We start from the raw sequence: 22216 nt of genomic DNA, 5'->3' as shown, positions 1-22216 counted from the left end.
CCGCGCCGCAGACCCCGCCGCGAGCCCCGAAAGGCCCCGTTCCTCCACAGGACCGCGGTCCTCCACAGGGACCCCCTCGCCGCTCCCCGCCACCCCCAACGCCCCCAGGCGATCAGGGCATGCACCGGACGCATGGCCCTACTCTGGACACATGCGCATCGGAGCCCATGTCCGCAGTGACACCCACCCCGTCGAGACCGCCGCCGAGCTCGGGGTGGACGTCATCCAGATGTTCGTCTCGGACCCGCAGAGCTGGAAGAAACCGGAGCCGCATCCGCAGACGCAGGCACTGCGGGATTCTCCGCTCGAGATCGTCGTGCACTCGGCGTACGTCATCAACGTGGCGAGTCTCAACAACCGCCTGCGCATGCCCAGCCGCAAGGCCGTCGAACAGCAGGCCGCCGCGGCCGCCGAACTGGGCGCCTTCGGACTCGTCGTGCACGGCGGGCACCTGCGCGACGGCGAGGACCTGCAGGCGGGGATCGACAACTGGCGCAAGCTCTTCACCCGCCAGGAGGACAAGGGCGGCTTCGGGGTGCCGATCCTCATCGAGAACACCGCGGGCGGCGACGGTGCCATCGCGCGCCAGCTCGAGACCATCGACCGGCTGTGGGACGCGGTCGGCGACCAGGGGGCCGGTTTCTGCCTCGACACCTGCCACGCGTGGGCGGGCGGCGAGGAACTGATGGGCATCGTCGAGCGCGTCCTCGCGATCACCGGCCGGATCGACCTGGTGCACCTGAACAACTCCCGCGACGAGTTCGATTCCGCGCGCGACCGGCACGCCAATCTGCAGGACGGCACCATCGACCCCGACCTGCTCGCCGACGTGGCCCGCGCCGCCGGGGCGCCCGTCATCCTGGAGACCCCGTCGGAGGGGCTCGCGGACGATGTGGCCTACCTGAAGGAGGCGCTGCTGTGAGGACCGCCGCCGACTGGGACGACCGATACCGCTCCACGGATCTCGTGTGGGGCGCACCGCCCGACCCCTGGATCGTCGAACAGGTGACGGTGCTCCCGCCCGGCCGCGCCCTCGACGTGGGCGCCGGCGAGGGCCGGCACGCGCTGTGGCTCGCGACCCGGGCCTGGGACGTGACGGCGATCGACTACTCGCGAGTGGGCCTCGACAAGGCGGCCACCGTCGCGGCCCGCTCTCCGCGCACCGTCCGCGCCCGCCTGCACTGGACCCCGCTCGACGTCACCGTCGACGAGATCCCCGATCAGCCCTATGACCTGGCCGTCTGGGCCTACGTGCACCCGGACCCCGCGGACCGCGCCGCGGCGATCGCCAAGGTCGCGCAGGCGCTCGCCCCCGGCGGGCTGCTCCTGCTGCTCGCCCACGAGAAGGTGGCCGCGCACCCCGAGGCCGGGAGCGGAGCGAGCGGGTCGAGCCGGAGCGGCCCGCCGACCTTCGGCGCCGCGGAGCTGTCCGAGGCCCTCCCCGCGGACATGGTGGTGGAGCACGTGGAATGGCGCGAGAGTGACCCGCGCCACGGCACCGGCACTGACCTGGCCGTTCGCGCACGCCGCCGCCGAGAGGAGGCGATCGCGCCGTAGCGGCGCTTGCACTTGTTCGCACGCGGCGAGCGCGATATCCTGTTCTTATTACCGAGCGGTAACTTACCGACAGGTAACACATTCCGACAGCCTGATCTGAGAAGGTGGAACAGCCCCATGGGCCATTACAAGAGCAACGTCCGCGACATCGAGTTCAACCTCTTCGAGGATCTCGGTGTCGGCGAGGTGCTGGCTTCCGGTGCGTACGGCGATCTCGACGAGGACACCGCCAAGGAGATGCTGCGTGAAGCGGCGCGCCAGGCCGAGGGCCCCATCGCCGAGTCCTTCGCCGAGGCCGACCGCAATCCTCCGGTCTTCGACCCGGCCACCCACGAGGTGAAGATCAACGAGGCCTTCAAGAAGTCGCAGGCGCAGTTCGCCGACGGTGGCTGGGCCTACCTCGGCCTGAACGACGAGCTGGGTGGCACCGACGTGCCCCGCTCGCTGTACTGGGGCATCGGCGAGATGTTCCTCGGCGCCAACCCGCCCGTCTTCATGTTCGCCGCGGGCCCCGGCTTCGCGCAGATCCTCTTCGACGAGGGCACCGACGAGCAGAAGAAGTGGGCGAAGATCGCCGCCGAGCGCAACTGGAACGCCACCATGGTGCTCACCGAGCCGGACGCCGGCTCGGACGTGGGCGCGGGCCGCACCAAGGCGATCAAGCAGGACGACGGCTCCTGGCACATCGAGGGCGTCAAGCGCTTCATCACCTCCGCGGTGATGGACGGCATGTTCGAGTCCACGTTCCACCTCGTGCTCGCCCGCCCCGAGGGCGGTGCGCCCGGCACCAAGGGCCTGGGCCTCTACTTCGTGCCGAAGCACCACTTCGACGAGGAGGGCAACCTCGGCGAGGAGAACGGCGTCTACGTCACCGGCGTCGAGCACAAGATGGGCATCAAGACCTCCACCACCTGTGAGGTCACCTTCGGCGGCCACGGCAAGCCCGCCGTGGGCTGGCTCGTGGGCGAGGAGATCAAGGGCATCGCGCAGATGTTCAAGGTCATCGAGCACGCCCGCATGATGGTCGGCACCAAGGCCATCGGCACCCTCTCGACCGGCTACCTCAACGCGCTCGACTACGCCAAGCAGCGCGTCCAGGGCGCCGACCTGACCCAGATGGCCGACAAGACCGCTCCGCGCGTGACCATCACGCACCACCCGGACGTGCGCCGCTCGCTGCTCACGCAGAAGGCCTACGCCGAGGGCCTGCGCGCCGTGTACCTGTACACCGCCGCGCACCAGGACGTCCGCACCGCGACCCCCGTCTCCGGTGCCGACGAGGAGATGGCGCACAAGGTCAACGACCTGCTGCTCCCGATCGTCAAGGGCGTCGGCTCCGAGCGCGCCTTCACGCTGCTCGGCCAGGAGTCGCTGCAGACCTTCGGCGGCTCGGGCTTCCTGCAGGACTACCCGATCGAGCAGTACGTCCGCGACTCGAAGATCGACTCGCTGTACGAGGGCACGACCGCCATCCAGGCGCAGGACTTCTTCTTCCGCAAGATCCTCCGGGACCGCGGCGCCGCCCTGGGCCACGTGGCCGGCGAGATCACGAAGTTCATCGAGGCCAACGCCGGCGGCCCGTTCGCCGCGTCGGTGGCGCAGCTCAAGACCGCCGCCGAGGACGTGCAGGCCATGGCCGCCACGCTCACCGGTTTCGCGCTGGCCTCGCAGCAGGAGCCCACGGAGCTGTACAAGGTGGGCCTCGGCTCGGTGCGCTTCCTCATGGCCTTCGGCGACCTGATGATCGGCTGGCGCCTGCTGCACCAGGCCGTCATCGCGCAGGCCAAGCTCGACGCCGGCGCCACCGGCGCCGACAAGTCCTTCTACGAGGGCAAGGTGGGCGTCGCGACCTTCTTCGCCGCGAACATGCTGCCGCTGCTGACCTCGGTCAAGGACGTCATCGCCGCCGTCGACAACCAGGCGATGGAGCTCGACGAGGCCGCGTTCTGATCGCACCCTGACTCACGTCAGGAACTCGAGAGGGCGCCCCGACCGCATCCGGTCGGGGCGCCCTCTCCCGTTTCCCGGGCCCGACGGTGCGCCGTCCGCCCGGGACCGCAGGGCTACCGCGCGGGGTCGATCATCGTCATCCCGGCGACGGTCGCGCGGTCGAAGACCGGGAGCATCTCCGCGGCGGCCGCCAGCCCGACGGTCCGCTCGATCAGGCGCTGCGGCTCGAGCCGCCCCTGTGCGATGAGGTCCATCATGGCGGGGTAGTCGCGGGCGGCCATCCCGTGGCTACCGAGCAGGTCGAGCTCCCACGCGATGGCCCGGTCCATCGGCACGCGCGGGTGCCCCTCGGACGCCGGCAGCAGCCCGATCTGCACGAGCCGGCCGCGGCGGCGCAGGCTGAGCACCGCGTCGGCGCAGGTCTGCTCACTGCCGACGGCGTCGAGCGCCACGTGGGCGCCGCCTCCGGTGATCTCCATGACGGCACTCGGTACATCGATCCCGTCCGCGCGGACCAGGTGCTCGGCGCCCAGCGCGCGGGCCGCCGCCAGCGCCTCCGGGTTCCGGTCGACCACGACCACGCGGCACCCGAGGGCCAGCGCGATCATCGCGGCGCTGAGGCCGACGCCGCCCGCGCCGATCACCGCCACCCACTCACCGGACCGGGCCCGCGCCCGGGCGACGACGGCGCGGTACGCGGTCGCGAAGCGGCAGCCCAGACTGGCCGCCGTGGCGAACTCGATCCCCGCGGGCACGGCCACCAGGTTGGCGTCGGCGGCGTGCAGGGCCACGCGCTCCGCGAACGATCCCCAGTGGGTGAAGCCCGGTTGCTCTTGGTCCGGGCATACCTGGGCGTCGCCCGCGCGGCACCACTCGCACCGTCCGCAGCCGCAGACGAACGGGACGGTGACGCGATCGCCGACCTCCCAGCGGCGGACCTGCGGCCCCGTCTCGACGATCACACCCGCCAGTTCGTGGCCGGGGACGTGCGGCAGGGCGATGTCGTCGTGTCCCGCCCAGGCGTGCCAATCGCTGCGACACAGACCGGTCGCCCGGACCTCGACGACGACGCCGTCGGCCGGCGCCACGGGTGCGGGCACATCGCGGACCTCCGGCCGGCCCAGCACGGAGTCGAACACCACGGCTCTCATGGATCGACCCTATGCGCACGGGCTCGGACGGTGCGCGCGGCACCGTCGGGCAGCCACCGTAGGATTGCTACCGACCTGCGCCGACGACCTCCGGAGTGCCCCGCATGGACGATGACCAGCCGAACGCCGTGCAGTTAGCGGCGGTGAACCTCGGTGTCGACGGCGAACACGGCCCCCTGTTCCGGGGGATCGACCTCGAGTTCGGACCGGGCCTGCACGCCGTCCAGATGCCCGCCGGCCGGGATCAGGACGCTCTGCTGCTGACCCTGGCGGGCCGGCTCAAGCCGAGCCACGGCACCGTCGAGGCTCTCGGGGCGACCACGCCCGGCGCGATCCGGCGCAAGTGCGCGATCGCCGCCTTCCAGGACATCGACGACCTGGACGAGTCGGTCACCGTCGAGACCGTACTCGCGGAGCAACGGCGCTGGTTGGCGCCCTGGTACTCGATGGTGCCGCTCAGTGCCGGCCGCCTCGAGATGGACCAGGTCTTCGGCGAGGTGGACCGGCCCGGGCCGCGGACCCGGATCGTCGAACTGAGTGATCTGCAGCTGTTCCTCCTCCGGATCACGCTGGCGCTGTTGGGGAACCGGCCGATCCTGATCGTCGGCGATCTCGAGCAGGTCCGCGACAATCCCGGCCGCGCCGAAGCCGTGCAGCGGCTCGGGGCGATCGCCGAGCGCTACACCGTGATCGTCGGGGTGACCAACCCTCTCGGCGGGACCGCCCCGCAGCACACCCTGCACGACCGCCGCGCGCTGACCCGGAAGGACTGATCCCATGTCCGACAAGAAGAGCCGAATCGTTCCCATCGTCGCCGGCCTCGCCTTCGGCTCCGAGATCAAGCGCTTCGGCCGCAGCCGGCTCACGCGGGCCGCCATCGTCGTGCTGATGCTGCTGCCGCTGGTCTACGGCGCGCTGTACCTCTGGGCCTTCTGGGATCCGTTCGGTCACGTCAACAAGATGCCGGTCGCGCTCGTCAACGCCGACAAGGGAACCGAGGTCAAGGGCCAGAAGATCAACGCCGGCGCGGAGGTCGAGAAGTCCCTCGCCGACGACAAGAGCCTCGACTGGCACATCGTCTCCCCCGCCGAGGCGCAGAAGGGCGTCAAGGACGGCACCTACTACTTCATGCTGGAGCTGCCGGAGAACTTCTCCTCCGCGATCGCCTCCCCCATGACCGGCAAGCCGGAGAAGGCGCAACTGCGCGCGGTCTACAACGACGCCAACAACTACATCAGCTCCACCATCGGCCAGACGGCGATGTCGCAGGTGCTCAACGCCGTCTCCACCCGGGTCTCCGGGCAGGCGGTCAACCAGGTGCTGTCGATGATGATCACCGCCGGGTCCGGGATCGAACAGGCCGCCGACGGGGCCGGCAAGCTCCACGACGGTCTCGTCACCGCGAACGACGGTGCCGCCCAACTCGCCTCGGGCCTCGGGACCGCGAAGACCGGCTCGGCACAGCTGCGCGCCGGCTCGCAGAAGCTCTCCGACGGGATCACCCAGGCCACCGATCCGCTGCTCGCCGTGACGAAGGCCCTGTCCGGGCTGGGCGGGAACACCGCGCAGCTGCAGCAGAGCGCCGCCGCGCTCGCGGACGCCGCGGACAAGGCGGGCGTCTTCATCAAAACGCAGGACACCGTGCTCGCCGGAATCGACGCGGCGATCCGGCAACTGGCGGCCAGCCCCGACCCCGCGGCCCGTCAGGCGGCCGAGGGCCTGCGGGCGGTGCGCGCCCAGCTCGCGCAGGCGTCTGTGCCGGCCGCCGCGAAGCAGCAGGTCGTGGCCGCCTCGTCCGCCGCCGCGACGCTCACCGAGCAGCTCCGCACGCCCGGCAGCCCGCTGCAGACCGTGCTCGCGCAGGTCGGCGCCACGGGCGGCGACCTCACCGCCAAGCTCACCGAGCTCCGCTCGGGCGCACAGCAACTCGCCGCGGGCAACGCCACGCTCGACGACGGCATCACACAGCTCTCCGACGGCGCGAACAAGCTCTCGTCGGGCACGGTCCAGCTGCGTGACGGCAGCGCCGAGCTGGCGACGAAGCTGCACGAGGGCGCGGGCGCCGTGCCGAAGTGGTCGCAGGAGCAGACCTCGCAGGTCGCGCAGACCATCGGTGGCCCCGTCCAACTGGACGCGCAGCACGAGAACCGCGCCCCGAACTTCGGCACCGGCATGGCCCCCTTCTTCCTCACGCTGGCGCTGTTCTTCGGCGCGCTGGTGCTGTGGATGGTCTTCCGGCCCCTGCAGAACCGCGCCATCGCCGCCGAGGTGCTGGCGATCCGCGTGGTGATGGCCAGCTACCTCCCCGCCGCCGCGATCGGCCTGTGCCAGGCCGTGATCCTCTACTGCGTGGTGCGCTTCGGGCTGGGGCTCGACGTGGCCCATCCCATCGCGATGATCTTCTTCATGATGGGGGTGTCGTTGTCCTTCATCGCGTTCACCCAGGCGGTGAACGCCTTCGTCGGGCCGGCCGTCGGGCGCGTGCTGATCATGGCGCTGCTGATGTTGCAGCTGGTCAGTTCCGGCGGCATGTATCCGGTGGAGACCACGGCGAGACCCTTCCAGGTCCTGCACAAGTACGACCCGATGACCTACGGCGTCAACGGACTCCGCCAGCTCGTGCTGGGCGGCATCGACCACCGGCTGTGGGTCGCGGTCGGGGTGCTGCTGTTCATCTGGCTGGCGTCGATCACGGTGTCGTGCCTGTCGGCTCGACGGAACCGGTTGTGGAACCTCGACCGGCTCATCCCTGCGATCAAGATCTGAGCCGTCATCGATTCCGCTCCCCGCTCCGCACACCTCCCGGCCCTCACCGGGCTCCGCGCCGTCGCCGCGTTCTGCGTGTGCGTCACGCACGCCGCGTTCTGGGCGGGCGACTACACCCCCGACGTCTGGGGAGCCGCGTACGCCCGGTTGCAGGGCGCGGTGCCCGTCTTCTTCGCCCTGTCCGGGTTCCTACTGGTGCGCCCCTGGGTCGCGGCAGCACGGTCGACGGTGCGCGACGCACACGCAGGTGGGGGCCCGGGCGCGGGCGCGGCCGCCGGGGGCCCGACGTCCGGCAGGCCGGACGCGCGGCGGTACTTCCGGCACCGCGCGTGGCGGATCCTGCCCGCGTACTGGACGGTGGTCACCGGGGTCTACCTGCTGTACCTGTGGCGCGACGACGGTTCCGCCCACGGCCAGGGCTGGGTCGGATATCTCCGGCACCTGACCTTCACCCAGATCTACGGCGTGGGCTACGTGCACACGGGGCTCTCGCAGATGTGGAGCATGTGCGTCGAAGTGGCGTTCTACCTGCTGCTTCCGCTATTGGGGCTGTGGCTCGTGCGGGCGCGCCGCGCATGGGTCGTGCCTGCGACGATGGTGGCACTGTCCGTCGGGTGGCTGGTGCTGGTCATCGAGACGAACGTCTTCGGCAAGACCACCCGGACATGGCCGCCCGCCTACGCCGCCGCCTTCGCCGCCGGGATCGCGGTGGCGCTGGTGATCGACCAGGTCCGAGCAGCGCCGTGGGCGCGGTACGTGCTGCTGCTGGCGGCGTCCGCGGCCTTCGCCGTGCTCCTCACCCCGGCCGCAGGACCGCTCGACCTGCGCCTGCCGACGGCGGCGCAGGGCGTGACGAAGTACCTGCTCGAGGCTCTCGTCGGCGGTCTGCTGGTCGCGGCGTTCGCGGTCGGCCGGCCGGGGGTCCTCGGGTCACGGCCCATGGTCTGGCTGGGCTCGATCAGCTACGAGTACTTCCTGATCCACGTGATCGTCATGGACATCGTGGTGCTCGACATCCTGCACTACCCGCTCTTCCAGGGGTCGACGTGGCCGATCGTCGCGATCACCACGGCGATCACGATCGTGCTGGCCTGGGCATTGAATCGCGCGGTGGAGCGGTTCCGCGCAGCGATCACCGGACGGCGGTGACCGGGCGACGGTGACCAGGCGGTCCCGCTCGACCGCAGAAGCCCGCCGGCTGATCCGAAACTCCACTCCAGCTGCCGACCGCAATAACATGCGTCGCGCCGGCGACGAGGAATGGAAATCGGGCAGCCACACCGCCGGCCGAGCGCGTTGAACGGGCTGGGGCTGGGAGCAGGTGACAACGCGGGTATGCGCGGGACACATGACCCCGACCGCAGAAAACAGCTTCTACCTGTGGTTTTCAGGGCATGCGTGGCGCGCATGGCTCTTTCGCGCAGTCGCGGCCCGACATCCGACGATCGGGCGCGGAAGTTGCGGTGCGGGGGTCGCGCGGCGTGCGGCGGGCAGCGGGCGACGTGTCATTGTGCAAAAGCCATGCGCCCCACGCATCGGCTGATCGGCGGATCCGATCCGAACCTCCACTCCAGCGGCCGACCGCGACAATATGCGCCGCCCCTGCCACGAGGATTGAAAATCGGGCAGCCGCGCCGCCGGGCCAGGGAGCTGCTGACCGCCGGCCGAGCGGGCGGCTGACCGCCGGGCTCGCGGGCAGGACGGCGGAGGGTATGCGCCGAACGCATGACCCCGGCCGGAGAAAATAGCTTCTACCTGCGGGTTTCTAGGGTATGCGTGGCACGCATGGCTCGTTCGGGAAGTCGCGACCCCCCGACATCCGAGCATCGGGGGCCGGAGCGGCACCGGGCGCGCCCTGACCTACCCGCCGACCGAGATCGCGGCGATCAGCGGCGCAGGGGCGGTCAGCGGCGGAGGGTCGCGGCGACGCCGTCGATCAACGGGCGGCGCTGGGCGGACGGGGCGTCCCAGAGCCTCCCGGTCAGCGCCTCCAGGGCCGCGACCTTGGGCTGCAGCTCCGCGAGCGCTGTCGTGCGCTCCTCGCCGGAGAGCCGTGAGGCGGCGATGATCCGGTCGTCCAGCTCGAAGACGGCGTCGTCAAGCGCGGCGAGGTCGGACTCGGGGCCGTCGATCGCGGAATCGGCGGGCGGCGGGACGGCGGGCGCGAAGGCGCCGCGGTGCACGTCGGCGATGGCATACCGAGTGCGCTGGTGCAGGAGTGCCTCGGTGGAGGTGGCGGTCGCCCACTCGGCGGGGGCGCGACCGGGGCGGCCGGGGATGAGATCGGTGGAGTTCGCGAAGTCCTTGATGCGCTTGTTGGAGTCGCGCAGGAACCACACCACGCCGACCAGCACGAGGACGGCCACCACCGCGACCACGGCGACGACGGCGATACCGAAGCTCATGCGCCCCTCCTCGAGATCTGCGTGCGGCGCTGCTCGATGATCAGGCAGCGGTCCTCGACGTAGAGCAGCCCGGCGGATTCGGCGATCTCCCGGGCCTCCGCCGAACGGATCCCCAGCTGCAACCACAGCGCGGACGCACCGGCGGCGACGGCCTGCCGCGCGATCTCCGGCGTCTGCTCCGAGGGCCGGAAGACGTCCACCAACCCCACCTGCTCCGGCACGTCGGCCAGTGTGCGATAGACCTTCTCGCCGAGGATCTCGTCGGCGCGCGGGTTCACCGGGATGATGCGCCAGCCGCGGTACTGCATGTAGGCCGGCACATCGTGCGCCGCCTTCGCGGGATCGGCGCTGGCCCCGACCACCGTGATGGTGTCGTACTCGCTCAGGATCCTCTCGATGACATCGTCCGTCGCGCTCATGCCGCCCAGTTTAGGCCGCCTCGCCGCCGGGGAGCGGGTGAGCGGGCCGCGGGAACGCGGCCCGCCCCCGCTGTCAGCCCTCGATGATGGCGGTGATGCCCTGGCCGCCGGCGGCACAGATGGAGATCAGCGCGCGGCCGCCACCGTTCTCCTTGATCTGCTTCGCCACCGAGGCCACGATGCGGCCGCCGGTCGCGGCGAACGGGTGGCCGGCCGCCAGCGACGAGCCGTTGACGTTGAGCTTGCTGCGGTCGATCGAGCCGAGCGGCGTGTCCAGGCCCAGGCGGTCCTTGCAGTACTCGGGCGACTCCCATGCCTGCAGCGTGGCGAGCACGACCGAGGCGAAGGCCTCGTGGATCTCGTAGAAGTCGAAGTCCTGCAGGGTGAGGCCGTTGCGGGCCAGCAGCTTCGGCACCGCATAGGTCGGCGCCATGAGCAGGCCGTCCTTGCCGCCGACGTAGTCCACGGCCGAGTACTCGACGTCCTTGAGGTAGGCGAGCACGGGCAGGCCGCGCTCGGCCGCCCACTCGTCGGAGGACAGCAGCACCGTCGACGCGCCGTCCGTCAGCGGCGTGGAGTTGCCGGCCGTCATCGTCGCATCGCCCAGCGCGACGCCGAAGACGGGCTTGAGCGTGGCGAGCTTCTCGACGGTGCTGCCGGGCCGCAGGTTGTCGTCGCGGGTCAGGCCGAGGTACGGCGTGATCAGGTCCTCGAAGAAGCCGCGGTCGTAGGCGGCCGCCATGTTCTTGTGGCTGAGGTAGGCGAGCTCGTCCTGGTCGGCGCGGGAGACGCCGAACTCCTTCGACGTGATGGCGGCGTGCTCGCCCATCGACATGCCGGTGCGGGGCTCGCCGTTGCGCGGGATGTCGATGCCGAGGTTGGCGGGGAGCTTGCCGACCAGCTTGAGGCGGTCGACGGTGCTCTTGGCCCGGTTCAGCTCGAGCATCACCTTGCGCATGCCCTCGGAGACGCCGATCGGGGCGTCGGAGGTGGTGTCGACGCCGCCGCCGACGGCCGACTCGTAGCGGCCGAGCGCGATGCCCTGCGCCGCGGCGTTGATGGCCTGCAGGCCCGTGGCGCAGGCCTGCTGCACGTCGAAGGCCGGCGTGTACGGCGAGAGCGGGCTGCCGAGCACCGACTCGCGGATCAGGTTGAAGTCACGGCTGTGCTTGAGCACTGCGCCGCCGACGACCACGCCCAGCTGCTCCCCCTGCAGGTTGAAGCGGCTCACCAGGCCGTTGAGCGCGGCGGTGAACATGTCCTGGTTGCTGGCCTTCGCGTACGCCTTGTCCGAGCGCGCGAAGGGGATGCGGTTGCCACCGAGAATGGCGACCGGGCGGGTTTCGATGTTGGCCACGGGTTCTCCCTGGGAATCGAGGGTTGCTACTACCGAGTATTCTTACTCTGGAGTAAGTTGCTTGTCGATAGCCTATCGGAACCCCACACGGATGAGGTACCCCACATGCCTGATGCACCCAGCACGGATTTCTACGCGGCCTTCGTGAAGTCGGGCCCCGGCTCCTTCCTGGCGAGCCGCCTCGGCCTGCCCCAGCCTCCGGTCCTGCGCCGCTACCAGCCCGGTAAGCCCGCGCTCGCCGGCCCCGTCCTCCTCGGCGGCAAGGGCCGCCTCGTCGAGCCCGTGCGCGAACTGCTCGCCGACTACGACCTCGTCGTCAACAACGGCGGCGCCCGCGGCGCCGAGAAGCTGGGCGGCGCGGTCTTCGACGCCACCGGCATCACCTCGATCGACGAGCTCGTCGCGCTCTACGAATTCTTCGCTCCGCAGATGCGCTCGCTCGGCAACAGCGCCCGCCTCGTCGTGCTGGGCACCACGCCCGAGCTGATCGAGGACCTGGACGAGCACATCGTCCAGCGCGCCCTCGAGGGCTTCACGCGGTCCGTCGCCAAGGAGCTGCGCGACGGTGCCACCGCCCAGCTCGTCTACGTCCACCCGGGCGCCGCGACCGGCGCCTCCGGTCTGGCCTCGACGCTGCGCTTCCTCCTGTCGGGCAAGTCGGCGTACGTCGACGCCCAGGTCATCCGCGTCACCGACAAGGACGCGGAGGCCCCCGCCGACTGGGACAAGCCGCTGGCCGGCAAGGTCGCCCTGGTCACCGGCGCCGCCCGCGGCATCGGCGCCACCATCGCCGAGGTCCTCTCGCGCGACGGTGCGCACGTCATCGCCGCCGACATCCCCGCCGCCGGCGAGGCCCTGTCCGAGGTCGCGAACAAGGTCGGCGGTACGGCGCTGCCGCTCGACGTGACCGCCGAGGACGCCGGCAAGAAGATCGCCGAGCTGGTCAAGACCCGCCACAAGGGCCTCGACATCATCGTCAACAACGCCGGCATCACCCGGGACAAGCTGCTCGCCAACATGGACGAGGGCCGGTGGAACTCGGTCATGGCCGTCAACCTCAAGGCGCCGAAGCAGCTGGTCGACGCCCTGCTCGCCGAGGACGCCCTGAACGAGGGCGGCGCCGTCGTCGACGTCTCCTCGATCGCGGGCATCGCCGGCAACCGCGGCCAGACCAACTACGGCGCGACCAAGGCCGGCGTCATCGGCATCGTCGACGCCTACGCCCCGGTCCTGGCGAAGAAGAACATCACGATCAACGCCGTGGCTCCCGGCTTCATCGAGACCGCGATGACCGCCGCGATCCCGCTGGCCACCCGCCAGGCCGGCCGCCTGATGAACTCGCTGCAGCAGGGCGGCCAGACCGTCGACGTCGCCGAGACCATCTCGTACTTCGCCGCGCCGGCCTCGGCCGCCGTGACCGGCAACGTCGTGCGCGTCTGCGGCCAGAGCCTGCTGGGAGCCTGACATGGCCAGGAACACGACCGTCCTGCAGGCGCCGCCGTCGAGCCTGTCGGTGCTCACGCGCGGGCTGCGCGGCATCCTGCCCGTGGTCGGCAAGCAGGGCCGGCTGAAGCCCGAGACCCCGCTGCCGGACCGGACCGTCGAGCTCACCGTCGACGTCGACCCCGCGCGGGTCGGCGAGTACTGCGAGGTCGTGGGGCTGCGCAACACCGGCGAGGTGCCCGTGATGTACCTCTACGTGCTGTCCTTCCCGCTGATCATGGACCTGTTCCTGGCGGACGACTTCCCCGCCGCGGCCGTGGGCTCGGTGCACGTGGAGAACACGATCACGCGGCGCCGACGGGTCGAGCCGGGCGAGAAGCTCACGCTGCGCACATCGGTGGGCAACCTGCGCGAGCACCGCAAGGGAATGCTCATCGACTTCACGACGGAGTTCACCGACGCCTCCGGCGCGTCGGTCGCCTCCGAGGTGTCGACGATGCTGATCCAGCAGCGCACATCACTGTCGGGCGAACCCTCGGGCCCGGCACCCAAGGAGGGTCGCCCCGGCGCCCCCGACGCGCTGCTCTCGGCCGACGGCGGCCTGATCCGCCGCTACGCGGGCGTCAGCGGCGACCGGAACCCGATCCACATGTCGCCGATCGGCGGCAAGGCCTTCGGCTTCCCGTCGTCGATCGCGCACGGCGCGTGGACGGCCGCCGCGATGCTCCGCGTCGTCGAGGGCCACATCCCCGACGCGGTCGTGCACCACGTGCGCTTCGGCAAGCCGGTGATCCTCCCCGCGCGGATCGGCCTGTTCGTCTCGCGCGACGAGGCCACCGGCGGCACCGAGATCGTGGCCAAGGACCTGAAGAAGGGCTACCCGCACGTGACGGCCACCGTCACTCCGCTGTAGGCCGTTCCGGTTCGACGGTGCCCGCCCGGCCTCGGCCGCGGCGGGCATCGTCGTCTCCGGGCCGGCCGGGCACCGTCGAGAACCTACTCCGGGCGCTCGCCGCGGATGCCGCCCCAGAGGAACGAGGTCATGATCTCGACGGCACGGCCGAGCTCGACCTTCCCGGTGGCGAGGCGGTCCGCGATCGCCTCGCCGGAGCCGACGAGGGCGACGGCGTAGAGCTCGAAGTCGGTGTCGTCGGGGGCGTACTTGGCGGCCTCGCGCAGGAGCACCGCCGTCATCTCCACGACGCGCTCGCGGTTGGCCTCGGAGAGGGCGGCGAACGCGGCCTGCCCCGTCGCCTCGCGGTACATCACGCGCCAGGCGTCGCGGTTCTGGTCGACGTACTTCAGGAAGCCGGCGATCACCGAACGCAGGCGCTGCAGCGGCGGCAGGGTGGGGCTGGCGTCGAACTCGATGCTCCGCATGAACTTGCCCGCCTCGCGGGTCACGCAGGCGGCGAAGAGCTCGTCCTTGGAGCCGTAGTACAGGTACAGCATCGGCTTGCTGATCTCGGCCTCGCGGGCCACCGCGTCCATCGAGGTCTCGTAGAAGCCGTTGCGCGAGAACACCTTGATGGCGGCATCCAGCATCTGCTGCTCGCGCACCGCGCGCGGCAGACGCTTCGTACCACCGGCCATCGGCGTCCTCCTTACTCTCGAGTCAGATCCTAGCCCACGAGGTTACCCACAAGTAAGTTTCGGCGTAGAACGACCCGCCTCAGCAGCTTACGGCGTGCTTCGCACGTGCCACCCGCAGCACGGAATCGTCGAGCTGCTTCGCCGAGATCCGCTTCGCCTTCACCGAGGTCTCCACCGCGTCGACGGCGGCGCCGAGCTGATCGGTCGAGATCCACAGCGCCACATCGGCACCCGCTTCGAGCGACTTCGCGACCGCCTGGGGCACGCTGAACCGGTCCGTGACCGCCTTCATGCCCGAGAGGTCGTCGGTGAAGATCGGCCCGTCGAACCGCTTCGCGCCGTACCCGGCACCGTCGCGCAGCAGGCGCATGGTCGCGGGGCTGAGGCTGGTCGGCAGCCCGGGCTCGGTCAGGCCCGGCACCGTGAGGTGGCCGACCATGATCCCCGCGTCGCCCACGGACACCGCCTCGCGGAACGGGATCAGGTCCTTGGACTTGAGCGCACTCAGCGGCGGCACGCTCACGCCGCCCCGGTGCGAGTCGCCCGACGAGCTGCCGTGCCCCGGGAAGTGCTTGAACACCGGGTAGACGCCCCCGTCGCGCAAGCCCGCGGCGAAGGCCTGCGAGTACTTCACCACCACCGCGGGATCGTCGGAGTAGGACCGATCCCCGATGACGGAATCGTCGGACTGCGCCGAGACGTCCGCGTCGGGCGCGAAGTCCACGGTGATCCCCATCGACTTCATCAACCTCCCCACGCGCGCGCCCTCGGCCCGCGCCTGCGGCACTGTCATCGTGCGCGCCAGCTGCCGCGCCGAGACGAGGTTCGCCCCCGGCACCCGGGAGACGCGACCGCCCTCCTCGTCGACGGAGACCATCGCCGGCACCTTCCCGGCCCGGGCCACGGACTGCAGCGTGCCGCCGGAGAAGACCGAACGATCGGTCCAACTGCCGATGAACACCCCGCCCACGCCCTGCTGCACGGCCCGCCGGGCGTCGGCGGCGTCCTTGACCCCGACCATGAGCAGCTGCCCGATCTTCTCCCGGACCGACAGTTTCGCGAGGAGGTCCGTGCCGCAGGTCGCCGGGCGTCCCGGTCCCGACGGTGCCGCCGACACCGTCGTCGAGGAGGCCTGCGCTGCGGTCGAGGTGGACGGCGCGTCGGGCGTCGACGGACCGCAGGCGGTGACGGTGGCCGCTGCGACCGCCAGGATCGTGAGGTTCCGGAACGTGTGCATCGCGCCCAGTCTGTCAGACCGCACCGTCGAGCCGGACGCGCTTCGTCCCGATTTCATCCTATTCGTGCAGGTCTCGACACGTCTCCGCCGCGCCGTACCCGTGCGCGCGGACGTACCGTGCACCGGTGAGTGTCGCGATTCCCGGCTCGGCTTGGCTCCACGACTGGCGCGTCGATGCCCTCGGTATCGGGGCCGTCGTGCTCGCGGCCGCCTACCTGTGGGCGGCCCGCGGTCGGGCGGTGCCGATCGCCCGCCGGGTCGCGTTCGTGATCGTCGGCTGCCTCACGACCGCGGTGATCGCGTGCGGCCCCGTGACGGACTACGCACCGCGCCTGTTCTGGGTGCGCGCACTGCAGATCACGCTCCTGCTCTACGTCGTCCCGCTCGGGCTGGCCGCGGGGACACCGGTCACCGTCTTCGGCTCCCGGCTCTCCGCCGCCCGACGGTCCGCAGCCCTGCGCGCGCTCCGCAGCCCCCTCGCCCGGGCCCTCGGGCATCCGGCGATCGGGTCGGGCCTGCTGCTGGTCACGCCGTGGCTGCTGTTGTTCTCCGGCTGGAACCTCGCGGCGATGCGCAGCCCCGCTCTCGACCTGCTGACGCGGTGCCTGCTGATGCTCGCCGGGTTCGTGTACTTCTACACCCGGATCCAGGCGGATCCGGTGCCGCGTCGCTATCCGCAGGGCCTGTCACTGCTGATCACCCTGGTCGAGTCGCTCGCCGACGGGATCCTCGGGATCGTCGTATGGCTCGGGCCCCTGCTGTACCCGGCGTACTACGCCGCGCTGGGTTTCGGCGAGGACGCGATGCGGCTCTCGCAGACCGTCGGGGCGGGGATGCTGTGGCTGCTCGCGGACCTGTTCGGCCTCCCCTTCCTCGTGATCCTCATGCTCGCGCTGCGCCGCGAGGACGCCGGCCGACAGATCCGCGAGGACGCCCGGCAGGAGGCCGACGATGCGCCGCCGACCGGGCTGTGGTGGGAATCGGATCCGGAGCTCGCGCGCCGCTACCGTCGCTGACACGCCCGTACTTGCACGGTGCAACCCGACCGATTCGGCGTAACCTGGAGGCATCAGGTAACCGTGAAGATCGAGGTGATCCGCATGAGTGTCCCCGTCAAGGTTCTGATCGCGTACGACGGTTCCGAGACCTCGCAGCGCGCCGTCAAGTACGCCAGCAAGGTGCTCGCGCAGGGTCGTGAGGCCGAGGCCATCGTGGTCACCGCCTGGGAGTCGACGATCCATCAGGCCGCCCGCCTGTCCGCCATGTCGGGCGTCGCGGGCGCCGGCGCCGCCGAGACGGCACTGTCGCGCGAGAGCGACATCGTGCACGCCGAGGCGCGCAAGACCAACGAACAGGGCGTCGAGCTGGCCGCGGCGGCGGGGTTCCAGGCGCACGGCGAACTGATCGAGGTCTCCACCACCGTGTGGACCGCGATCATCGCCGCGTCCGACACCTTCGACGTCGACGTGATCGTCTCCGGCAGCCGCGGCATCTCGGGCATCAAGGCGCTGTGGCACTCCTCCGTCGCGGAGCACGTCCTGCGCGGCTGCAAGCGGCCGGTCATGATCGTGCCGTCGGGCTGCGCGGAGCTGGACCTGTAGACTCGCATCCATGGACCGCACCTCGATCATCGCCAGCGCCACTGCTGCGCTCGCCGGCATCGTCGTCGCCGTGGCCCTCGCACTGGTGAGCGGCGCGGCCGTCGGTCAGACGACCCCGACCACCGACATCAACACCGTGTCGAAGGACAAGGGCTTCCTGCAGGGCTCGTCGAACTACGGCGAGCGCGACGACTCGGGTGCAGGCAAGTAACCCGCAGCACTCCGACGAACCCCTGACCCGCCGCGCAGGCGCGTGGGCGTTCGTCGCCCTGCTCGCACTGAGCTTCCTCAGTTCCCCCGGCAAGGTCGTCGCCGATACCAAGCTCGACCTCACGGCCAACCCCATCGGCTTCCTCGCCCGCGCGGCGAACGTCTGGTCCAGCCAGTCCCCCCTCGGCCAGGTGCAGAACCAGGCCTACGGCTACTTCTTCCCGCACGGCGCCTTCTTCGCGCTGGGCCAGGTGCTGCACGCCCCGCCGTGGATCACGCAGCGCCTGTGGTGGGCGCTGCTCCTGTTCGCGGGCTTCTGGGGGATCATCCGGCTCGCCGAGGCGCTGCGCACCGGCTCGCGCGGCAGCCGCGTCGTCGCCGCGACCGCCTTCGTCCTGGCCCCGCAGGTGCTCACCACGCTGGGCGCGATCAGCTCCGAGACCGCCCCGGTGATGCTGGCGCCGTGGGTGCTACTGCCGCTGGTGCAGATGCTGCAGGGGCACGACGCCCCGCTGCGGAACCTCGCGGCGCGCTCGGCGGTCGCGGTCGCACTGATGGGTGCGGTCAATGCCGTGGCCACCGGCGTCGCGTGCGCGGTCGCGGCGCTGTGGTGGCTGTTGCATGCCCGCGTCGGCGCGGGCACCCGAGACTTCTGGACGTTCAGCGCATGGTGGGCGGTGTGCGTAGCGCTCGCGACCACCTGGTGGATCGTGCCGCTGCTCATCATGGGCCGCGTCAGCCCGCCCTTCCTCGAGTTCATCGAGTCCTCCCGGGCGACCACGCAGTGGGCCTCCCTCCCGGAGGTGCTGCGCGGCACCACGTCGTGGAGCCCGTTCATCTCCGACGAGCGCGCCGCCGGCGCCATGCTCACCACCTCCCCCGCCGCGGTCGTGGTCACCGGTCTGGTCGCGTGCGCGGGCATCGCCGGGCTCACCATGCGGCGCATGCCCGAGCGCGGGGTCTGGGCGACGGTGCTGCTGGTCGGGCTGGCCGGGATCGGCGCGGGCTATGCGAGCGGCCTCGGCTCCCCGTTCGCCGAGCCCGTGCGGGTCTTCCTGGACAGCGTCGGCACCCCGCTGCGCAACGTCTACAAACTCGAGCCCTTCCTACGGTTGCCGCTGGTCCTGGGCCTGGCGCACCTGCTCGCCCGGGCGCCGCTGCCCGGCACCGTCGACCTGCGGCGCGTGCGTCGGGCGCTGGCGCACCCCGAGAACGACCGGCTCGCCGCCGGGGCGCTCGCCGTGGTCGTGGTGCTCGCGCTGGCGGGCGGCATGGCGTGGACCGGCAAGCTCGCGCCCCGCGGACCGTACTCGGCGATCCCCGACTACTGGTCCCAGGCCGCGGACTGGCTCTCGGCGCACGCCGCCGGGACCGCCCCCGGGCAGGCGCGGGCCGAGCGTGCGCTCGTGGTGCCGGGCGCTCCGTTCGGCGCCCAGCTGTGGGGCCTGACCCGCGACGAGCCGCTGCAACCGCTCGCCGAGACCCCCTGGGCGGTCCGGGACGCGATCCCGCTCAACCCGCCCGGCGCGATCCGCGCCCTCGACTCGGTGCAGCGGCTCTTCAGCGCGGGCACTCCGTCGGTGGGCCTGGCCGCGACGCTGCGCCGCCAGGGCATCTCCTACCTCGTGCTGCGCGCAGACCTCGACCCCGGCACGTCGCGCTCCGCGCGGCCCGCCCTGGCCCGCGCCGCGATCGAGGGCTCGCCCGGGATCAGCGAGGTCGCGCGGTTCGGACCCGACGTCGCGCCGCCGACCGTCGAGAAGGTGGTCGTCGACTCGGGGCTGCGGCCGCCGCTGCCGGCCATCACGATCTACCGGGTCGACGGTGGCGTCCCCACCGGCCCGTACGTCGCCGACCTGGCGTCGATGCCGCGGGTCGCGGGCGGGCCGGAGGCGCTGCTCGAACTGCAGGCCGACGCCGCCGCGTCGGGCCGGCGGGAACTCGGCGCCGCGCTGCTCAGCGCCGACGCGGAGGCAGCGGGCCTGCCCGGCGGTCCGCTCACCGTCACCGACACGCCGAAGCGCCGGGAGACCGATTACGGGCGCGTCGATGACCACAGCTCCGCGATCCGCACCGCGGGCGAGCCGCGCCGCACCCTGAACCGGTTGCCCGACTACCCCGCGGCCGGGCTGGTCAACGGGGTGTGGGAGGGCGCGACGGTCTCCGCCTCCAGCTCGGCCGCAGACGCCACCCAGCTCGGCACGGTCCTGCCCGGTGCGGGCCCTGCGGCCGCGGTGGACGGCGACAAGAACACCGCGTGGGTCTCCTCCGGCCTCGACCACGCGCTGGGTCAATGGCTGCAGTTCACGCTGCCCGAGCCGCGCGCGGACCTGTCGGTGACGGTGACCGTGGGCCGCGCGCTGGGTCCCGCGGTCACGCGCCTGCTCATCACCACCGAGGCAGGCACCGTCTACTCCGATCCCGTGACGACGGGCACGCCGATCACGCTGGTCGCCCCGTCGGAGCCGACGCGCTGGGTGCGGATCACCGCGGCCGAGACCGCCGATCGCACGTGGGGCAACCAGTTCGCGATCACGGAGGCCGCACTCACCGACGCCCGGTCGGGAACGGCGATCCCCGCGCGGCACGAGATCGCGCTGCCGACATCCGGTCCCGCGCAGCGATGGGTCTTCGGGCAGGACACGATGGGACGCTCCGGCTGCGTCGTGACGCCCGGCGAGAACGGCGCGCCGGGGCCGGTGCAGTGCGCCGACATCGCGATCGGCCCGGAGGAGCCCGGGCCGCTGCGGCGCATCGTCGACGGTCCCGGCGCCCCCGCGGTCACGCCCACCCTGACGGTCCGCGCACGGCCCGGGCAGGCCCTCTCCGCCCTCCTCGCCGATCCTGCCGCGCCGTCGGCGTTCGCGGAGTCGGCGGTCGGCGACGGCCGGGCGACCTCGGCCGCGGCCGTCGACGGCGATCCGAACACGACGTGGACGGCGCCGCAGTCGGCCACCCAGCCCACAGCACCGAAACCTGTCCTGCGCCTGCGGCTTCCATCGCCACAGCTCGTGAGTGGTCTGACACTGCGACTACCGCGCGGGGAGGCGCCCGCGCATCCCACGCGGATCGGCATCGACCTGGGCACCGGGCGCCAGGTCCGGGAGATCCCGCGGGGTACGGACAGCGGCGACGGGGCGACCGTGCAGGTCGAACCCGCTGTGACCGACTCGATCTCGATCTCGATCCTCGACTGGGACGAGCGTCTCAACGTCAACGGTTTCGGTTTCCTGGAGAAGATGGCTCCGGGGCTCGCGGAGGTGCGGGCCGTCGGACCCGACGGTGCGCCCGTCCCCGGTTCCGCACCGGCGCCCGCGGACCGTCCGGTCGTGGTGCCGTGCGAGACCGGGCCGACGGTGCGGGTCGGCGACCGGATCGTCCGGTTCCGCATCGCGGCGGGAGCGAGGGAGCTGCGCGACGGCGCGCCCGTCCGCGCGATCGCGTGCGAGCCGGGGCCGGTGGCGCTTCCCGCGGGGAGGCAGCAGGTCGTGGCGTCGCCGGGCGCCGCCTTCAGCGTCGACACGGTGACCCTCGAGACGCCCGGTTCCGACTCCGCCGGCCCGCGGGACGGGAGCGTCAAGGTGCAGAGCTGGACGCCGGATCGCCGCGTCGTCACGGTCAGCGACACCGGCGCGGACCAGGTACTCGTGGTCCCGGAGAGCCGCAACGCGGGCTGGACCGCGACCGGCCCCTACGGCTCGCCGCTGCGCGCCGTCACCGTGAACGGCTGGCAGCAGGGCTGGGTGGTGCCGAAGGGCACCGACGGTGCCGTCACCCTGCGATTCGGCCTCAACGCGCCCTATCGGATCGGGCTGTTCGGCGGGCTCGCTCTGCTGGTGATCCTGGGCGCGCTGGCGCTGGTCCCGGGGTCGCGGCCGCGCACCCCCGGCGGTCCGGCGCGCGCCTGGCAGCCGAGTCTGCCGGCGGCGCTCGGGGTGGGCGCGGCCGCCTTCGTCCTTAGCGGCTGGCCGGGGCTCGCCCTATGGGCCGCGACGGGTCTCGCGACCTGGGTGCTCGCCTCCCTGCACATCGACGCGGACCGTCGCTCGGCGCTGCGCGTCTTCGGCGCGTCCGGCTTCGTGCTGGCCGGGATGCTGCTGCTCGCGACAGGTCCGTGGCACGCCGAATCCGGCTACGTCGGCCACGGCCCCTGGCCGCAGGGCCTCGCTCTCGCGGGCGTCCTCCTGATGGCCTGGTCGACGGTGCCGCCGCCCCGGTTCCCCCGGTGGTCGCGTGCTCGCGGTGCCGGCGCCGGCGCCGGCACGGACGACGGTGCCACGGTCGCCGAGAACGGCGGCGCGGACGGCGGAGCCGAGAAGTAGCGGGGGTCGCGCCGAAAGCCATGCGCGCCACGCATACCGACGAACCCCCAGGTCAACGCCTAATCCACGGCGCAATCCATGCGTCCCACGCATACCGTCGGGCCGCCGATCGTCGGCCGTCCCCCGCGCGGCACCGATCCGCGGCCTGCCCGTTCGCTCCCCCACCGGAAGGTGGTCGTCTGATGTGGGCTCGGCCGACCCCCAC

General features: G+C 71.7%; 18 protein-coding genes. 12 read left to right on the top strand and 6 right to left on the bottom strand.

The genetic code is table 11. The features are described from left to right. Positions 1-151 precede the first annotated feature (151 nt). From AC21LY_RS16420 to AC21LY_RS16410, 3 genes are all read left to right on the top strand, one after another. Positions 152-922 (top strand): deoxyribonuclease IV, encoded by a 771-nt coding sequence (locus AC21LY_RS16420; RefSeq protein WP_489047624.1) that lies wholly within the window; start codon positions 152-154, stop codon positions 920-922. Further along, positions 919-1557 (top strand): class I SAM-dependent methyltransferase, encoded by a 639-nt coding sequence (locus AC21LY_RS16415; RefSeq protein ID WP_489047623.1) that lies wholly within the window; start codon positions 919-921, stop codon positions 1555-1557. Before AC21LY_RS16420 ends, AC21LY_RS16415 begins: the two co-directional genes overlap by 4 nt. A 117-nt stretch (positions 1558-1674) precedes the next feature. Then, entirely contained in the window at positions 1675-3507 is a 1833-nt protein-coding gene (locus AC21LY_RS16410) for an acyl-CoA dehydrogenase (RefSeq protein WP_489047622.1), read from the top strand. A 113-nt stretch (positions 3508-3620) separates the two neighbouring features. Here the strand turns inward: AC21LY_RS16410 and AC21LY_RS16405 are convergent, their stop codons facing one another. Next, positions 3621-4658, bottom strand: a complete 1038-nt coding sequence (locus AC21LY_RS16405; protein ID WP_489047621.1) for a zinc-binding dehydrogenase — start codon at positions 4656-4658, stop codon at positions 3621-3623. Positions 4659-4762: 104 nt separating this feature from the next. On the opposite strand from AC21LY_RS16405, the gene AC21LY_RS16400 reads away from it, so the two are divergent. The 3 genes from AC21LY_RS16400 to AC21LY_RS16390 are packed head-to-tail and all read left to right on the top strand — an operon-like array spanning position 4763 to position 8573. Then, entirely contained in the window at positions 4763-5431 is a 669-nt protein-coding gene (locus tag AC21LY_RS16400; protein ID WP_489047620.1) for a hypothetical protein, read from the top strand. Positions 5432-5465: 34 nt separating this feature from the next. Next, positions 5466-7424, top strand: a complete 1959-nt coding sequence (locus AC21LY_RS16395) for a YhgE/Pip family protein (protein WP_489047802.1) — start codon at positions 5466-5468, stop codon at positions 7422-7424. Between the two features lie 6 nt (positions 7425-7430). Further along, a complete protein-coding gene (locus AC21LY_RS16390) occupies positions 7431-8573 on the top strand; it encodes an acyltransferase family protein (RefSeq protein ID WP_489047801.1) in 1143 nt (380 codons plus the stop codon). Between the two features lie 755 nt (positions 8574-9328). Here AC21LY_RS16390 and AC21LY_RS16385 read toward each other — a convergent pair. The 3 genes from AC21LY_RS16385 to AC21LY_RS16375 all read right to left on the bottom strand — a co-directional run bounded on the left by AC21LY_RS16385 (position 9329) and on the right by AC21LY_RS16375 (position 11605). Further along, the gene (locus AC21LY_RS16385; RefSeq protein WP_489047619.1) at positions 9329-9829 is read right to left on the bottom strand and encodes a hypothetical protein; all 501 of its coding nucleotides are present in this window, start codon (positions 9827-9829) and stop codon (positions 9329-9331) included. After that, complete coding sequence (locus AC21LY_RS16380; RefSeq protein WP_489047618.1) at positions 9826-10248, bottom strand: CoA-binding protein; 423 nt, start codon at positions 10246-10248, stop codon at positions 9826-9828. Before AC21LY_RS16380 ends, AC21LY_RS16385 begins: the two co-directional genes overlap by 4 nt. A gap of 73 nt (positions 10249-10321) precedes the next feature. Further along, entirely contained in the window at positions 10322-11605 is a 1284-nt protein-coding gene (locus AC21LY_RS16375) for an acetyl-CoA C-acetyltransferase (protein ID WP_489047617.1), read from the bottom strand. Positions 11606-11710: 105 nt separating this feature from the next. Between AC21LY_RS16375 and AC21LY_RS16370 the strand changes: the two genes are divergently transcribed. Both AC21LY_RS16370 and AC21LY_RS16365 read left to right on the top strand, forming a co-directional pair. Further along, positions 11711-13069, top strand: coding sequence for a 3-oxoacyl-ACP reductase (locus AC21LY_RS16370; RefSeq protein WP_489047616.1), 1359 nt, complete (start codon positions 11711-11713; stop codon positions 13067-13069). A gap of 1 nt (position 13070) precedes the next feature. Beyond that, positions 13071-13961 (top strand): MaoC/PaaZ C-terminal domain-containing protein, encoded by an 891-nt coding sequence (locus AC21LY_RS16365; protein WP_489047615.1) that lies wholly within the window; start codon positions 13071-13073, stop codon positions 13959-13961. Between the two features lie 83 nt (positions 13962-14044). On the opposite strand, the gene AC21LY_RS16360 is transcribed toward AC21LY_RS16365, so the two are convergent. Continuing rightward, a complete protein-coding gene (locus AC21LY_RS16360; protein WP_489047614.1) occupies positions 14045-14641 on the bottom strand; it encodes a TetR/AcrR family transcriptional regulator in 597 nt (198 codons plus the stop codon). Between the two features lie 79 nt (positions 14642-14720). Further along, on the bottom strand, positions 14721-15878 hold the full coding sequence (locus tag AC21LY_RS16355; protein ID WP_489047613.1) for a glycoside hydrolase family 3 N-terminal domain-containing protein: 1158 nt from the start codon (positions 15876-15878) through the stop codon (positions 14721-14723). Positions 15879-16003: 125 nt separating this feature from the next. On the opposite strand from AC21LY_RS16355, the gene AC21LY_RS16350 reads away from it, so the two are divergent. From AC21LY_RS16350 to AC21LY_RS16335, 4 genes are all read left to right on the top strand, one after another. Beyond that, positions 16004-16894, top strand: a complete 891-nt coding sequence (locus AC21LY_RS16350; protein ID WP_489047612.1) for a cytochrome c oxidase assembly protein — start codon at positions 16004-16006, stop codon at positions 16892-16894. An 84-nt stretch (positions 16895-16978) separates the two neighbouring features. Beyond that, positions 16979-17479, top strand: a complete 501-nt coding sequence (locus AC21LY_RS16345; RefSeq protein WP_489047611.1) for a universal stress protein — start codon at positions 16979-16981, stop codon at positions 17477-17479. A 10-nt stretch (positions 17480-17489) separates the two neighbouring features. Continuing rightward, positions 17490-17690, top strand: coding sequence for a DUF2613 family protein (locus AC21LY_RS16340; RefSeq protein ID WP_489047610.1), 201 nt, complete (start codon positions 17490-17492; stop codon positions 17688-17690). Then, positions 17677-22011 (top strand): alpha-(1->3)-arabinofuranosyltransferase domain-containing protein, encoded by a 4335-nt coding sequence (locus AC21LY_RS16335; protein WP_489047609.1) that lies wholly within the window; start codon positions 17677-17679, stop codon positions 22009-22011. The genes AC21LY_RS16340 and AC21LY_RS16335 overlap by 14 nt, the downstream gene beginning before the upstream one ends. Positions 22012-22216: the final 205 nt, after the last annotated feature.

Source organism: Tsukamurella sp. II2bb (assembly GCF_057815145.1).
Note: the sequence above shows the minus strand (reverse complement) of the source record. Positions and strands in the feature narration are given on the sequence as shown.

Coding starts and splice junctions, on each gene's coding strand:
- AC21LY_RS16420 (WP_489047624.1), top strand. CDS start 152: ATGCGCATCGGAGCCCATGTCCGCAGTGACACCCACCCCGTCGAGACC.
- AC21LY_RS16410 (WP_489047622.1), top strand. CDS start 1,675: ATGGGCCATTACAAGAGCAACGTCCGCGACATCGAGTTCAACCTCTTC.
- AC21LY_RS16355 (WP_489047613.1), bottom strand. CDS start 15,878: ATGCACACGTTCCGGAACCTCACGATCCTGGCGGTCGCAGCGGCCACC.
- AC21LY_RS16340 (WP_489047610.1), top strand. CDS start 17,490: ATGGACCGCACCTCGATCATCGCCAGCGCCACTGCTGCGCTCGCCGGC.
- AC21LY_RS16380 (WP_489047618.1), bottom strand. CDS start 10,248: ATGAGCGCGACGGACGATGTCATCGAGAGGATCCTGAGCGAGTACGAC.
- AC21LY_RS16365 (WP_489047615.1), top strand. CDS start 13,071: ATGGCCAGGAACACGACCGTCCTGCAGGCGCCGCCGTCGAGCCTGTCG.
- AC21LY_RS16400 (WP_489047620.1), top strand. CDS start 4,763: ATGGACGATGACCAGCCGAACGCCGTGCAGTTAGCGGCGGTGAACCTC.
- AC21LY_RS16385 (WP_489047619.1), bottom strand. CDS start 9,829: ATGAGCTTCGGTATCGCCGTCGTCGCCGTGGTCGCGGTGGTGGCCGTC.
- AC21LY_RS16405 (WP_489047621.1), bottom strand. CDS start 4,658: ATGAGAGCCGTGGTGTTCGACTCCGTGCTGGGCCGGCCGGAGGTCCGC.
- AC21LY_RS16370 (WP_489047616.1), top strand. CDS start 11,711: ATGCCTGATGCACCCAGCACGGATTTCTACGCGGCCTTCGTGAAGTCG.
- AC21LY_RS16345 (WP_489047611.1), top strand. CDS start 16,979: ATGAGTGTCCCCGTCAAGGTTCTGATCGCGTACGACGGTTCCGAGACC.
- AC21LY_RS16360 (WP_489047614.1), bottom strand. CDS start 14,641: ATGGCCGGTGGTACGAAGCGTCTGCCGCGCGCGGTGCGCGAGCAGCAG.